The 15,389-nt window shown below is 41.1% G+C and carries 14 protein-coding genes; 9 read left to right on the forward strand and 5 right to left on the reverse strand.

Annotated features, from left to right (window positions below; all coding sequences use genetic code 11):
- Positions 1–67: 67 nt before the first annotated feature.
- A complete protein-coding gene (gene ade, locus BPOF4_RS01945; protein ID WP_041822547.1) occupies positions 68–1,822 on the forward strand; it encodes an adenine deaminase in 1,755 nt (584 codons plus the stop codon).
- A gap of 70 nt (positions 1,823–1,892) precedes the next feature.
- Here ade and BPOF4_RS22105 read toward each other — a convergent pair whose 3' ends face one another.
- A complete protein-coding gene (locus BPOF4_RS22105) occupies positions 1,893–2,048 on the reverse strand; it encodes a hypothetical protein (protein ID WP_012957370.1) in 156 nt (51 codons plus the stop codon).
- A gap of 74 nt (positions 2,049–2,122) precedes the next feature.
- Positions 2,123–3,979, reverse strand: a complete 1,857-nt coding sequence (locus BPOF4_RS01950) for a helix-turn-helix domain-containing protein (protein ID WP_012957371.1) — start codon at positions 3,977–3,979, stop codon at positions 2,123–2,125.
- A 308-nt stretch (positions 3,980–4,287) separates the two neighbouring features.
- Between BPOF4_RS01950 and BPOF4_RS01955 the strand changes: the two genes are divergently transcribed.
- From BPOF4_RS01955 to BPOF4_RS01965, 3 genes are all read left to right on the forward strand, one after another.
- On the forward strand, positions 4,288–5,823 hold the full coding sequence (locus BPOF4_RS01955; protein WP_012957372.1) for an AbgT family transporter: 1,536 nt from the start codon (positions 4,288–4,290) through the stop codon (positions 5,821–5,823).
- A gap of 18 nt (positions 5,824–5,841) precedes the next feature.
- The gene (locus BPOF4_RS01960; RefSeq protein WP_012957373.1) at positions 5,842–7,137 is read left to right on the forward strand and encodes a Zn-dependent hydrolase; all 1,296 of its coding nucleotides are present in this window, start codon (positions 5,842–5,844) and stop codon (positions 7,135–7,137) included.
- Between the two features lie 243 nt (positions 7,138–7,380).
- Positions 7,381–7,848 carry a hypothetical protein gene (locus BPOF4_RS01965; RefSeq protein WP_012957374.1) on the forward strand — a complete coding sequence of 156 codons (468 nt, stop codon included), beginning with the start codon at positions 7,381–7,383 and terminating at the stop codon, positions 7,846–7,848.
- 130 nt (positions 7,849–7,978) lie between these two features.
- Here the strand turns inward: BPOF4_RS01965 and alr are convergent, their stop codons facing one another.
- From alr to BPOF4_RS01980, 3 genes are all read right to left on the reverse strand, one after another.
- The gene (gene alr / locus BPOF4_RS01970) at positions 7,979–9,088 is read right to left on the reverse strand and encodes an alanine racemase (protein WP_012957375.1); all 1,110 of its coding nucleotides are present in this window, start codon (positions 9,086–9,088) and stop codon (positions 7,979–7,981) included.
- 98 nt (positions 9,089–9,186) lie between these two features.
- Positions 9,187–10,320, reverse strand: coding sequence for an alanine dehydrogenase (ald, locus tag BPOF4_RS01975; RefSeq protein WP_012957376.1), 1,134 nt, complete (start codon positions 10,318–10,320; stop codon positions 9,187–9,189).
- A 132-nt stretch (positions 10,321–10,452) separates the two neighbouring features.
- Positions 10,453–11,685: a PucR family transcriptional regulator gene (locus BPOF4_RS01980; protein ID WP_012957377.1), complete on the reverse strand. Its 1,233-nt coding sequence runs from the start codon at positions 11,683–11,685 to the stop codon at positions 10,453–10,455.
- Positions 11,686–11,864: 179 nt separating this feature from the next.
- On the opposite strand from BPOF4_RS01980, the gene BPOF4_RS01985 reads away from it, so the two are divergent.
- The 5 genes from BPOF4_RS01985 (at position 11,865) to BPOF4_RS02005 (ending at position 15,378) form a co-directional block, all read left to right on the forward strand.
- Entirely contained in the window at positions 11,865–13,280 is a 1,416-nt protein-coding gene (locus BPOF4_RS01985) for an alanine/glycine:cation symporter family protein (protein ID WP_012957378.1), read from the forward strand.
- A gap of 120 nt (positions 13,281–13,400) precedes the next feature.
- Complete coding sequence (locus tag BPOF4_RS01990; RefSeq protein WP_012957379.1) at positions 13,401–13,937, forward strand: transcriptional regulator; 537 nt, start codon at positions 13,401–13,403, stop codon at positions 13,935–13,937.
- Between the two features lie 2 nt (positions 13,938–13,939).
- Positions 13,940–14,878, forward strand: a complete 939-nt coding sequence (locus tag BPOF4_RS01995; protein WP_012957380.1) for an alpha/beta hydrolase family protein — start codon at positions 13,940–13,942, stop codon at positions 14,876–14,878.
- Positions 14,871–15,077 (forward strand): hypothetical protein, encoded by a 207-nt coding sequence (locus BPOF4_RS02000; RefSeq protein ID WP_012957381.1) that lies wholly within the window; start codon positions 14,871–14,873, stop codon positions 15,075–15,077. Before BPOF4_RS01995 ends, BPOF4_RS02000 begins: the two co-directional genes overlap by 8 nt.
- Positions 15,058–15,378 (forward strand): YbjQ family protein, encoded by a 321-nt coding sequence (locus tag BPOF4_RS02005; protein ID WP_012957382.1) that lies wholly within the window; start codon positions 15,058–15,060, stop codon positions 15,376–15,378. The genes BPOF4_RS02000 and BPOF4_RS02005 overlap by 20 nt, the downstream gene beginning before the upstream one ends.
- Positions 15,379–15,389: the final 11 nt, after the last annotated feature.

The raw sequence follows: 15,389 nt of genomic DNA on the forward strand, positions 1-15,389 counted from the left end.
AGTCTTCATGGCTATTTTCCTCCCAAACTCCGTGCATCTCCCGTCATTTCATACTACAATAGTAAAAATGTCTGAAGGAGTGACGAGATTGGAGAAGGAGCAATTACAACGAAGAATAGCAGCAGCATCTAAACGTGAAAAGGCAGAATTGGTATTAAAGAACGCCACAGTTGTGGATGTATTTAATGTCAACACATATAAAGCAGATGTTGCGATAAGTGACGGAATGATTGTTGGTTGCGGGGATTATGAAGGCGAGATTGAGATTGATATGAGTGGAAAGTTTATTTCTCCATCCTTCATTGATGGTCATGTTCATATTGAATCCGCGATGGTACCTCCAGAAGAATTCGCTAAGGTCGTTCTTCCTCGCGGGGTAACGACGGTTATCGCTGACCCGCATGAAATCGCCAACGTAGGCGGACTTGAAGCTGTTTTATATATGATTGAAGCGTCCAAACACCTTCCGCTTGAGGTAAAGATCATGGCACCTTCTTCTGTTCCTGCCACTCCATTTGAACATAACGGAGCTTCTTTATCAGCAGAAGAAGTAGGGAGTCTTATGAAGGAAAAAGATGCGTATGGATTAGCTGAGGTGATGGATTATCCTGCGGTGTTAAATGGAGACGAAGAGATGGTCACGAAGCTGCTTGCTGCACATCAAGAAAACAGAATTATTGATGGTCATGCAGCTGGACTTGATGAAACAGCACTGAACACCTATTTAACGGCAGGGATTAGAAATGACCATGAAGCAGTGCGTGCGAGTGAAGCGACAATGAGAACAGCTCGCGGGATGTATGTGTTGATGCGGGAAGGAACAGCGGCCAAAGATATGGAAGCATTAATTGGAACCGTCACACCTTATAATGCTAGAAGGTACGTGTTTGCTACAGATGACAAGCATTTAGATGAATTAATAGAAGAAGGAAGTATTGATGCAAGCGTCCGTAAAGCAATCAAGTTAGGGATGGATCCTGTACAAGCGGTTCAACTTGCGAGTTTAAATGCGGCTGAATGCTTTGGGTTGAAAGATAAGGGCGCGATTGCACCAGGCTATCAAGCTGATTTTCTTGTGTTAAATGATTTAGAGAAGGTGGAAGTTGAAGCTGTATACGTTGCGGGTGAGAAGGTCGTTGAAGGCAACAAATTTGTCACTGAGCTGAGAGGCGAAGTTGAGCCGCCTTCTTATTTATTAGACAGCGTCCGTATGAAAGAGTGGGATGTGGCCTCATTTAAGCTTCCGCTTGCATCAAATAAAGCGAAAGTTATTGGTGTGAAGTTAGGCTCGATTGTGACAGAAGCATTGGTTGAAGAGGTGAAGGTATCAGGTGGAGAATTCATACCATCTGTTGAACAGAATCAATTAAAACTTGTCGTTGCGGAACGTCATCACGAGCTTGGCCATGTTGGGGTGGGGATTGTAAAGGGGATTCCTTTGAAAAAAGGAGCCATTGCTACCACTGTGTCCCATGATTCTCACAATATTATTGCTTTGGGTACAGATGATGAGAGTATTGCTGCTGCGATTAAGGAGTTAGAGCGTATAAAGGGAGGGATGGTGGTAGCAGATCATCAAGACATTCTCGCAAGTTTACCCCTTCAAATTGGCGGCTTAATGTCATCTGAGCCTTATAAGATGGTGAACCGCCAGATTAAAGAAATTGATGAAGCATTGAAGAAGTTAGGTTATGAACAGGATAAGAACCCGTTTTTGACATTATCTTTTCTAGCGCTCCCAGTTATTCCTGCACTTAAGCTAACAGATACCGGATTATTTGATGTCTCGCAATTTGCTCATGTCAAAATAGAAGCTGAATAAGAAACACAGGCTGCGGACGAATCGCAGCCTGTGTTTCTATTGTACGTTTTCTGTTGTTCATTTTCTACTTCTACTGTTCGGGAGATTTTAGCTGACGATCAGCTTCCATAGAAGGAGCAGTATGACTCTCCTTCTGCAATGAGAGAATGTAGTTGTACACTTTAATCATCTGCTCATCGTTTAAGTGATATAACATCATATGAATCTCTTCTTTTGTAAGGGACATATCCTCACCCTTTCTGATTGTATATCACCCTTCCCCCTTATTCTCCTTTACCCGAAGAGGTTGAAAATAATCACTTACATCCTAGTAATTTCAACTGCACCCTTTTGCAGGTATTGATATAAATTCAAAGCCATGTGCACATCAAGAAATTGGCGGCTGTCTTGAAAATCTACTTCTAAAATCGTTTCTACACGTTTAAGTCGATAGGCTAAGGTGTTCAAATGAATATGCATCGCTTCGGCTGTCTTTTTTACATTTTGATTGTGATCAAGGTAGAGTATAAGAGTTTCTAGCAATTCAGTTTTTTTAGATCGTTCATATTGAAGAAGCGGGCCTAGTGTCTCTTCTACAAAATCAGTTAACTCTTCTTTTGTGTTTTGCAAGAGAAGCCTCTGAACGCCTAAGTCATGATATCTTAACTCATCTATCTGCAAATCGTAGCTGCGCAAAAATTGGATGCATTTCGATGCCTCGTGGAATGACTTTTTCAGTTGAGTTAAATGGGTGTAGCTTCTGCCGATCCCGCATTGAATGTCAGTCTTCCATTCTTTCAGCTGTATTTGTTGTTTTATGTACGACAATAGTTCGTTTAATTGATATTCCCTCGTCTCTCTGGCAGATGGATGTTCAAAAGAGATTGCGACAATGATTTGCTCATTTTTAGCAACGGCTACCCCGCTGTGCAGATGCTCATCAATATATTTTTGAATGAGGACAACCATCTGTCTTTGCAAGTGATTGTCGTATTGATTGGTCACATCAAACTCTCTAAAACGAAGCATAAATGAAGTGAAATGCCCTTTCTCAGAAAGGTTAAGATGCTTCGCTCTCTCAAAGAAAGCGCGGTCCACATTTCCGGAGAGTAATTCTTCGATAAATTCCCCTTTTAGCGTTTGTTCTGTATCAAAGGCAGCTTGATTCTTAAGGATCTCTAAAGATATAACAGCGCATGCGTGACCTAGAGCTGCCAAAATCATCTCGCTGATCTCACCATCGGCAAGCAGCGCAAGTACTCCTAAATTCCCTTCTGCCGATCCAATAGGAAGTAACACTACAGAGACGTCGCCTAATTGTTTACAAGTGAGCTTGATAGGGCTAATAGGATTCGTTTCATTTGCAGCTTCTTCTAATGAGTTTAGGAGCGTTTGTGTTTCGGCAGGTGTAAATGGCGAATCTATAGTACTTGCCATCACATGGCCAAGCTCACTTATTAAAATGGCATGATAACCAATGTTTTGATAGATATAATGCATGATTGAGCTGAGCCCTTCACCATGTAACACAAGGTCGGTTAAATTGGAGTGGATATCAATAGACCGTTTTAATAGAGCGTTTTGTTCTACCATCTTCTCATTTAAGTGCTGCATCTCATTCAGGTGTTCTTCTTTTGCTTTGTAGAGATTTGCTTTTTCTAATGCAACGGCTGCTTGGTGGGCGATTGCTTCGACAAGGTTAATGTCTTCCTGTGTAAATTCTTTATTAGAGTAAAAACAGTCAAGGGTAATTACACCGATAGACTTACCATCGCGGATAATGGGAGCACATATGGCAGCAGACGGGTAGTGAGGGATCGCTTTTTCAAGTTCTACGAAGCTAGTTTTATTCATTGAGGAGGTTGTTTTCTTTATTAATTCCTGTGTTGGAAAGACTAAGCAGTTCTTAGCCAAAAAAGCGAGGCCTGTCATAGATTCTCCAGGTGCAAGACGGACGTTGTCAATATTATGCAAGCGAAACCCTTGTGATGATTTGGGCAGTAGAACATTCTCTTTTTCATCATATAAAAAGAGAACGCCGCCGTCAGCCGCATCAATCGCATTAATGGTTTCTCTCATTATCGAATCTATTGTGTGATCGATATCAACAGATGAATTCAGGACGTTTGATACATCCATTAAAAGCTTAAGCTGTTTTCGATTTAATGTGTCTTCCATTGCTCGTTCACCTCTAGTTGTCTAATCTTCAGTCTTTTATTAATTTACAGAATCATTATACTATTCATTGTACTATGTATTTGAAGGTAAAGGTATGTGTCAGTTAATAAAAAATGAGTTCGTATATTATGGATTTAAACAAAAAAATCAAATGGATCGCTTCTCTTTCTTGCAGTGGTGCGGTGAATCGAATAGATAAATTGTGATATTCATAAATTAAGAGCTTTGATTTTGTTACATTAACAGACTAAATCTATGTATAATCGTAACTATCAAAATTATCTGATAATAAAAAGGGGGAGAAAATGATGCAGCCGAATACCCAACAAGACATCACAACAGAAAAGAGATCTGGATTGTTTACGATGTTCCTCAATATGATTGAAAAAGTAGGGAACAAGCTTCCGGATCCCGTTACGCTTTTCATTATTTTTGCTGTGCTAGTCATTATCGCTTCGCACTTTGCTGCCATGGCAGGAGTGAGCGTGATTAACCCGGCAACGGATGAAACGGTTGAAGCGATCAGTCTTCTCACACGTGATGGAATTCAAATGATTATGACACAGATGGTCACAAACTTTGCTCAATTCCCGCCTCTTGGCCTGGTGCTCGTAACAATGATTGGCGTTGGCGTAGCTGAGGGAGTAGGACTTATATCTGCTTTATTAAAGAAAGTCGTACTAGGTTCACCGAAAGTTCTTATTACTGTATCAATTGTATTTGCTGGTATCCTAGCTAATATGGCTGGAGACGCAGGCTTTATCGTCCTGCCGCCGATCGCAGCGCTTGTCTTTATGAGTGTAGGACGCCATCCAATTGCAGGGATGGTTGCGGCATATGCTGCGGTTGCAGGGGGCTTTAGTGCTAACCTTATTGTAAATATGCTTGATGCTCTTCTTGCTGGATTTACGCAAGAGGCCGGACAGATTATTGATTCTGAATTCATTGCCAATCCAGCAATGAACTATTATTTCTTAGCAGGTTCGGCATTTATTATTGTTCCTCTCGCTGTTTGGATCACAGATAAGATCGTTGAACCGCGTTTAGGTACATACACAGGACCTCAGATGAAGCTAGAGAAGCTCACAGCACTTGAGAATAAAGGATTAAAGTGGGCAGGAGTGACAACACTAGCGTACCTTGCTGTCATTGCTTTAATGATTGTTCCTGAGAGCGGCGTTCTTCGTGCAGATGATGGAGGAATTGTTATTTCGCCGTTCATGAGCTCGCTAGTACCAATTATTATGGGACTATTTCTATTCCCTGCGTTGACATATGGCTTTATCACAAAAACTGTGCGTTCTGACAAAGATGTTGCTGATACGATGGCGAAGTCCATGGGGACGATGGGGATGTACATTATCCTGGCATTCTTCGCGGCTCAATTTATCTCGTATTTTAACTGGAGTAATTTAGGGATTATCTTAGCGATTTCAGGAGCCGATCTCTTGAAGAGCTTGAATTTTACAGGTCTGCCATTGTTAATCGGCTTTATCATCATTAGCGCTGGATTGAATTTATTTATTGGAAGCTCTTCGGCAAAATGGGCGATTTTAGGACCGGTATTTGTTCCGATGTTTATGCTGCTTGGCTATGATCCGGCATTCACGCAGCTTGCTTATCGAATTGGCGATTCGATTACAAACCCGATTACACCAATGTTTGCATATTTTGCAATCTTGCTCGCATTAGCCCGCCGTTATGATAAGAATCTCGGCCTTGGATCGTTAATTGCAGTAATGCTCCCATACAGCATTTTCTTTGGGATCGCATGGATTGTTTTCTTTATCATTTGGTATTTCATCGGTCTGCCGCTTGGCCCAGGAAGTAATATTTTCTTATAAGATAGGAGTGTACGTGTTATGCAAACGGTTTTTACAGATGAGCGCTTACTTGAAGGGGTCAATCAATGTGCAGAATATCCACATATTGACCCTGCCACACTTGCTAACCGAATCTTAGAGCTTGCTGCATTTGGCAAGACGGCTGACGGCGGTGTCACTCGTTTCGTTTACACCGAAGAAGAGAGGCAGGCTAAGGAGTTATTTATCAGCTGGATAAAGGAAGCAGGGCTTGAAGTTAGGGAAGATGGCTTTGGGAATCTATTTGCAAAATATACAGGAGAGGACCCTGATCTGCCGGCAGTGATGACTGGTTCACATTTAGACAGCGTTCCTAACGGTGGTTATTTTGACGGGCCGCTTGGCTGCATCAGCTCTTTTATGGCTATTGAGGCTCTAATGAAAGAAGGAAAGCGCCCTAAACGTTCGATTGAATTCGTGATTTTTGTCAATGAAGAAGGATCGAGGTTTAATAACGGAATCTTTGGCAGCCAGGCGTTGATGGGCGAAATCACAAAAGAAGAGCTTAACACTTACCGTGATAAAGAAGGCGTGAGTATTGCTGAAGCAATGAAGGAACAAGGATATGATCCTGAGACTGCATTATCTGGTAAATGTGAGAAGAGTGACATTCATGCGTTTTTAGAGCTGCATATTGAACAAGGAAAGCAGCTTGAATTAAACAATGAAAAGATTGGAATCGTGAGTGGTATTGCAGGACCGACTTGGCAATCATTTACGTTCCTTGGAGAAACAGATCACGCCGGAAACACCCCAATGCACTTAAGAAAAGATACGTTATGTGCGGCAGCTGAATTTATGCTAGAAGTAGAGAAACTTCCAAGACAAATAAACGAAACGGCTGTTGCGACTGTAGGAAAGATTGATGTCTCACCAAATGGAGCAAACGTCATTTCTGGAAAAACTAACGTCATCGTGGATGTAAGAGATATTGATAAGGGAAGTTTAGCTGAGCTGAATAAGAGAATTGTTTCGAGTGCGACTGAGATTGCAGAGCGTAGAGGCATTCAAGCAGAGCATGAAGAATTAACGAAAATTGACCCAGTTGTTGTTCCTGATTCCATTCAAGAATCAATAAAGGCATCTTGTGAGCGTCATCAGCTGCCTTATCGTTCACTTGTCAGCGGAGCAGGACATGATGCGATGATTATGGGCAAATACGTACCATCAGCTATGGTGTTTGTACCAAGTGTAAACGGTAAAAGCCATTCTCCTGAAGAGTTTACGCATTTAGCTGATTGTGTAGACGGGGTAGCAGTGATGAAAGATGTATTATGGGATTTAGCAAACGAGTAAAGAGATAGAATTAATTAAAAAAGAAGTGGGTCAGACAGGAACGAAACGGGTTAGGTTTTGAGAGGGGAAGTATGAACATTATAGAATGAGCGTACAAATTAGCAGGGATTTGTACGCTTATTTTTTTTTGTGATCAAAAATTTAAATCGAATTTTTTTCTGCTATTTTAATGAACAAAATGACAAAATAATAGGTCTTAAAAAGCCAACATAGGGGTAGAGGGCAGAAAGGAGGTTGTTTGTAATGGAACGAAGAGATTCTCAACAAGGTATGGATAAATTATTAAGACAACTGGAAAGTGACTATATAAAAGCCGTTAAAGACAATGAAAACACAACCGTAGAAGGCTTCATTGAGCAGTTTTTGTATGATTCTTGGGATTATAATGATAAGAATCTAGAAGACATCAAGAGTGTTTTGGGCCGTTATTCAGATGGTGAAATTTATCAAGGGACTTTCAGCAAATCATTCACTGAGATGCTCAAGCATCTGAAAATGAAACTGCAGCAACTTGATTCGGCCATGGAATATCCTGTTCTTCACACCAATAATGGAGCATCACTGTTAGTCGCTTTTGTCGATGGGCTGGTCATCCAATACTATGTAGGCATTTATAACGTAGAAAAGTTAAGAGAGATGACTTCATACATAAAGAGTGTCATTCTCCATGCTTTAAAAACAGAAGGTACAGAATCAGTTGAACTAACTTAACCTTTATTGTAGCCGGCTATCAAAATATTGAATATATCACAGATGAAATGATAAGATTAATCGTTTTTTAAAACATATGAAAAAACCACACTGATTTCAAATCAGTGTGGTTTCACGTTAATCAACCAGCCTAGTTCTCTTCGTAATATCTCGGAACACGCTTACTCACCGCGCAAACAATCTCATAATTAATCGTCCCTGTTAATTCAGCCATCTCATCGATTGGAAATTCCACATGATCGCCAAGCGCAGCATCTGGGATATCTGTTACATCGATCATCGTCTGGTCCATGCACACGCGACCCAAGATCGGCGCTTTTTGGCCGTGTAAAGTGACGAACCCTTTATTAGATAAGGCCCGGGAAAGACCGTCGGCATATCCGATCGGCATCGTAGCCACAACTTTTTCAGATGAGAGTTTATGTGTTCTTCCGTAACTAATTGATGAACCTTCAGGCAGTTTTCTAAGCGATACAATACTAGAAAATAACCGCATTGCCTGAGTAAGCTCAATTGGGAATTCTAAGGAAACGTCCGGTCTTAACCCGTACAGGCTGATGCCGACACGTACCATATCAAGATGTTTATCCTTATGGAAGAGAGTTCCTGCACTATTGCAGCAATGTTTAATCGGTACGTGCATATCGTCTTTTTCTATTGCCTCAATAAATGATAGAAATCGTGCAAATTGTTCATCTGTGTAGGTAGACTGCAGGTTATCAGCTTCAGCAAAATGGGTGAAAATGCCTTCTACTTCAATATTATTATGGTGATAGAGAGGAGTCATGACGTCGAGCAGCTCTTCTTTGGTCTGCACACCTACTCGTCCCATGCCTGTTTCAGTTTTAATATGAACCTTTATTGGCGATTCGGCCTCAGAAGCCACCTCAAGCAATGCATCCCGAACATCAGTAGAAAACACAGTGAGCGTAATATTGCGAGAAATCGCTTCTCGTAACGCATGCGGAGAGGTATAGCCTAACACTAAAATAGGTGCTTCAACTCCTGCATCACGAAGCTCAATCGCTTCATCAAGAATGGCTACTCCCAAATAGTCTGCTCCGCCGTTTAAGGCTGAACTAGCTGCAGCAACGGCCCCGTGTCCGTACCCGTCTCCTTTTACAACCGCCATTAATCTGCATGCAGGAGATTGTAGGGAAGCTTTAAAAGAAGCTGCATTTTCTTTTAGGGCTTGTAATGAGATTTGTGCATAGGTGTTTCTAAAACTGCTCGTCTTCATCTGGCAAACTCCTTTTACATATAAGCGTATCTTTTAATAGACCCCCTCAGTCTAAGGTGACCGAGGGGGTTCGTGTAAGTCTATATTATAGTAGATTCTTATGCTTGAACAGGTGTTTTCTTTAATGCATCTTCTACAGATACTAACTCATATCCAAGATCACGTGCTACAGCGTTGTATGTTACATCACCGTTTGCAACGTTTACACCAAGAGCAAGTGCAGGGTTCTCAGCAACAGCTTTTTCTACGCCTTTGTTAGCAATCTGCATAGCGTAAGGAATTGTTACGTTTGTTAAGCCGATTGTTGATGTGCGCGGAACAGCTCCAGGCATGTTAGCAACTGCATAGTGAACAACACCGTGTTTTGTATACGTTGGGTTATCATGTGTTGTAATTTGATCAACTGTTTCAATGATACCGCCTTGGTCAATCGCTACGTCAACAACAACCGATCCAGGAGTCATAGATTTGATCATTTCCTCTGTTACAAGCTTAGGAGCTTTTGCACCAGGAATTAATACAGCACCGATTACTAAGTCAGATTCTTTTACTGCCTCAGCAATGTTAAGCGGGTTAGACATAAGTGTTTGAATATCGTTTCCAAATTGATCATCAAGCTGGCGAAGACGATCTGCACTTAAGTCGATAAGTGTTACATCAGCACCAAGGCCAACAGCAATTTTAGCTGCGTTTGTACCAACAACACCGCCGCCGATGATTGTTACTTTACCACGTTTAACTCCAGGAACACCTGATAATAGAATTCCTTTTCCGCCTTTAGACTTCTCTAGGAATTGAGCACCAATTTGTGATGCCATGCGTCCAGCCACTTCACTCATAGGAGTTAAAAGAGGAAGAGTGCGGTTTACTTCAACTGTTTCATAAGCGATCGCAATAACGCCGCTGTCTACTAGTGCTTTTGCAAGTTCAGGCTCAGCAGCTAGGTGAAGGTATGTGAATAGGATTAATCCTTTGCGGAAGTAGCCGTACTCAGAGCTTAATGGTTCTTTAACTTTCATCACCATTTCAGCTTTAGCCCATACATCTTTCGCTTCTGGAATAATTGTTGCTCCAGCAGCTGTGTAATCTACATCTTCAAATCCGCTGCCAATTCCAGCGCCTTGTTCGATTAGAATTTGGTGGCCTGCTTTTGTTAAAGCAACAACTCCTGCTGGTGTAATTGCTACGCGGTTTTCATTATTTTTAATTTCCTTTGGAATACCGATAATCATGTTTTTCGTCCCCCTAAGTCGGATGTTTGTTATATCGTTAGTATAAATCCACAAAAGGAGGAACGCATTGTGCGTAAAATTAAAAATGTAAACGTTTTTTTGTTGTTTTTAACAAATGGTCCAAATCATTGACTAGCGTTTTAAATAGACCTTCATATCTAAATAGAGACCAATTTTCTGAACGGGGTCTTTTAATTGAATGTTTGCAATCTCTTGAATTCGTTTAAGACGGTAATTTAACGTATTCACATGACAATGAAGCTCTTTTGCGGCTTCATTCATGTTGCCGTCTTTGTCTAGGATGATGCCTAATGTCTCAAGCAGGTTAGTCCGATGCTCCAAATCATACTTTTCAAGCTTGCGGATAGCAGGGTTGACCGTCATCTCTTGTTCTTTAATTGTTTGACGAATCAGATCAATGTAGCGAAATACCCCAAGCTCATGATAAAAAGCGGCTGATTGAAGCTCTTTAGTAAAGGTTTGTTTTAACGTGATGACCTTTGTTGCTTCATCATAGCTCCTCTTAATCCACTCGTAATTGTCGTACGCATACCCGCAGCCCGCCGTAACTTCCATTATCCCAAAACGTTCCCTTACTTGAGCTTTGAAAGTTTCCACAAACTCTTTTGTATCTTTTACAAAATCATTTGAAGCAGGGGAGGACACGAGAAAGACGACTTGATTCTCATCCAAGGTCTGAATTAAAATCGTTACTTTTTGAGTTGTTTTTGCAACATAAACAAGCTTTTTATACAAGTCATCGGACATTACTTCAAAGTTGAATAAAATCACAGCCAGCGGTTTAGTTGGGTTAACCCCTATTTTCGAAAGCTGATCAGCGATATGCTTGTGGTCTCTAGCATCTCCTGTAATCAGCTGCCAAAGCAGTTCCTGATGATTCTTTTCTTTCTTTTTCTTTTGCATGTTTAATTGAAGCAGTTGGTTTTTGGCTTTGCTTGCAGCGAACTTCAAGTCGGCTAGATCTTCATCCGTAAGCTTTCGACCGACTTCAAGCACCCAAATGTAGCCCAGCACTTCATTGTTTTTTCGGATAGAGACGGCAACACGATTGCCAAGCCCGATATCGTTGATTTGCGGAATAATAAGCGGTTCATCACTTTGATTAAGGGTTGGGATCACCCCTTCTTTCCAAAAGCGATTAATGACTTTCTCTGGCACGCGTCTGCCGATAATAGTTGAAATCCTAGCGGCATCCGTTCCGTCATCATGAGAACTATAGGCAAGCAGGTGGTGATTTGAATCTTCAATAGTTACAGGACACTGAAGACGTTCGCTAATCGTATCAACAAATTCTTCTAATGAATCAAACTGCCGATTGAAAGATTCGCGTTTGTTATCGCTCATGGGAAAACTCCTTACTCTATAAAATAAGACATAAGTCGTCAGTCTTTTTGTTGAAAATCACAAGTGAAGCGTTTTCAGTTTGTGTGCTATCACAAACAAAAGCTTGCATCGTCATGTTAGAATAACATATACAATCTTATTATAATATATGAAAGCGTTATCTGTGGGGAGTGAATGTGATGGACATCTTAGACATACTAGGAAAGATTAATAATGTATTATGGGGTCCGCCAAGTTTAATCTTATTATTTGGGACAGGCTTATTTTTAACCCTTGTTTTAAAAGGGCTGCAATTCCGCCGTCTTATCTATGCATTTAAGATTGGTTTTGGTAAAGAAGATAGTAAAGATGCTGCAGCTGAAGGTGATGTAAGTCATTTTAAAGCATTGATGACAGCGCTTGCGGCAACAATTGGAAACGGTAATATTGCCGGGGTAGCTACAGCTATTACGCTTGGTGGTCCTGGGGCAATTTTCTGGATGTGGATTGTTGGTTTACTAGGTATGGCAACTAAATATGCAGAGGCATTACTTGCTGTAAAATACCGTGTGAAGAATGACAAGGGCGAATATTCGAGTGGCCCGATGTATTACATCGAGCGAGGGCTCGGTCGGAAGTTTAAGGCGCTTGCTGTTGCCTTTGCTTTATTTGGTGCCTTTGCGGCTTTAGGTATTGGGAACAGTGTGCAATCAAATACGATTGCTGATGTAACGAGCAATAGCTTTGGTATGGCAAACTGGGTAACTGGTTTAATCTTAGTTGTATTAGTAAGTGTCATTATTTTTGGTGGTATTCAGCGTATTAGTACAGTTGCAAGTTTCTTTGTTCCGATTATGGCTTTCCTGTATATGGGTGGGGCATTTATCATCTTGATCTTAAATTATGATATGATCATTCCTGCTTTTGAACTAATTTTTTATTATGCCTTTAATCCTGTAGCGGCAGCTGGTGGTTTCTTAGGGATCGTCGTTTCAGAAGCGATTCGTAACGGGGTTGCTCGTGGTATTTTCTCAAATGAAGCTGGTCTTGGTACGGCAGCATTAATTGCTGGTAACGCTCGTGCAGACCATCCGGTAAAACAAGCTCTTGTAGCAATGACGGGTACATTTATTGTAACGATCGTTGTTTGTACGATGACGGGTCTGACATTATTAATTACAGGCTTTTGGGATCCATCAGGCGGTGTCTTATCAGGGGTTGCTCATGATGCAACGCTTGAAGGCGGTGCTTTAACAAGTGCGGCGTTCGGCTCGGTCCTTGGAGTCGTTGGTGAATATATCGTTTCATTCTCAGTAATCTTCTTTGGTTTCTCGACGATTGTCGGCTGGTATGTCTACGGCGAGAAGTGTTTTGAATACCTTGCAGGCTCAAAAGGTATTGCAGGTTATCGCTTAGTGTACATCGCAGCTTGTGGAGTCGGTACTGTAGCAAATCTGGCAACAGTATGGGCATTTGCAGATATGGCCAATGCATTGATGATGATTCCAAACTTAATTGCCTTATTATTGCTTTGGAAAGTCATTGTAGCTGAGACAAATGATTATTTTAATAATTTCTATGAAGCAGCTAAAACAACTGCAAAACAAGCAAGTTAACTAGCTTAATGAGGTTCTGTCATGAAGACAGAGCCTCTTTCTTATGGAGAAAGTAGACATATACTATAAAGTATATTATTATCATTATATAAAATGATAATAATGAGAGGGAGAAATGTTTTGGCTGAAAAGAAAGCAGATATCATGCTTCATCCTATTCGTATGAGAATTATTCAGGAACTTGTTAAATCTCCTAACCAAACAGTACAGCAGCTGATTGATAATTTAGGCGATGTACCACAAGCAACAATGTACCGCCATTTAAAAATATTATCAGACGCTGAATTGATTCACGTGGTGGAAACGAACAAAGTAAGAGGAACGGTAGAAAAAGTATATGCCGTACTGGTTGAGAATTTAGCGATCACAGATAAGGAATTAGAAGAAACAGCACCTGAAGAACATCTTCGTTATTTTATGACCTATCAAGCTAATTTAGCAAAAGAATTTGAACGGTATGTCATGAGTCAACAACCGGCTTCATATAAAGAAGATGGGCTAGGATATTGGCAGACTACGATGCACCTAAGTGATGAGGAGTTTGAAGAGTTTGCTGAAAAGCTTGGTCATCTCATTAAGGAAGCGGTGGAGAAGAAACCGAATAAAGATAGACGTGCACGGAGGTTAGCAACCATTTCAATACCAGAGGTGGAATGATCATGGAAAAGATGGTCTCGATACAGCGTGGTGACCTTACAATTAGCGGAACGCTTGAAGTGCCTGAAAAAAAAGAGCAATCCTATCCTGCCGTACTCATTATCTCAGGGTCTGGTCCCCTTAATCGTGATGGGAATGGAAAAAGAGGGCAAGTGTTTAATCTTTATAACTCGCTCGCCGCATTTTTTAAAGAAAATGGCTTTGTCGCATTGAGATATGATAAACGTGGAGTTGGTGCTTCAACAGGGACGTATCTTGAGGCCGGCTTATGGGATTTGATTGATGATGCAAAAGCTGTGCTCCGCTTTTTAAAAGAACAGCCGGAAGTCGACCCACATCATGTGTTTGTTATTGGTCATAGTGAAGGGGCAATGATTGCACCAGCTTTAGCTAAAGACGAGGAGCTTGCTGGAGTCATTTTATTATCAGGTGCTGCTGAGACGATGGCTGAGGCGTTGGCCCATCAAAGAGGGCAGGCTGTTCGCAGTTTAAAAGAAATAAGCGGTATAAAAGGGAAACTGTTAAATGTATTAAAGATCCCCGAGCGGGCGGAGAAGCAGGGACCTAAATTTGATGAGAAAATGATCCGCTCAGAATCAGCAACGGTACGTGTTCAAGGAATGAAAATGAATGCGAAATGGTTTCGCGAACATTATCAATTCAATGCACGTAAAGTACTTGAAGAAGTTGAGTGTCCGATCTTAGCTGTAACGGGCTCAAAGGACGTGCAAGTTACGCCTGAGCGAGTATTTGAAGTCGAAAGGTACGCAGGCGGCGAGGTGGAAGCCAAGATTATTCCGAACATGAATCATATGCTAAGAGATCAAGCAGAAGACTATTCCATTCTTCAGCTGAAGAGAGCATATAAACAAGCAGGCAGTAAACCATTGTCCAACGAGCTGTTAACGACGATGAAAGAGTGGCTTGTTAAACATGTATAGAAAGTGGAAGGCATCACTTATTAGTCTTGCTATTCTATTTCAGGTGTTAACGATAATCTTTGCTTTTATTGATATCACGTTGGCTTTGACTACTTTAGCTTTAAACATATTAAGCTTTATCGGGGTACTAATTGTATTTATTATTGAGCGAAATAAAGAAAAAGAGGAGGAAATAGATTATGATGATAGTGACTACTGATACGATTGCTGGTGCTGAAATTACTGAAGTGATTGGGTATGTAAAAGGAGGCACAATTCAAACGAAACATATCGGCCGTGATATTACAGCTGGATTAAAAGGGATCGTCGGAGGAGAAATTAAAGGGTACAATGAGATGATGGATGAGGCGAGAAAGCTTGCTATTCATCGAATGGTAGAAGATGCGAAGAAAAAAGGGGCCAATGCTATTGTTGGCATGCGTCTGCAGTCATCAACCGTTATGGGTTCGGCTGCAGAGATTATTGCTTATGGAACAGCAGTAAAAATTTTAGAGAAGTAAATTATTGGAGG

Source organism: Alkalihalophilus pseudofirmus OF4, assembly GCF_000005825.2.
In the GTDB taxonomy this organism is placed as follows: domain Bacteria; phylum Bacillota; class Bacilli; order Bacillales; family Bacillaceae_D; genus Alkalihalophilus; species Alkalihalophilus pseudofirmus.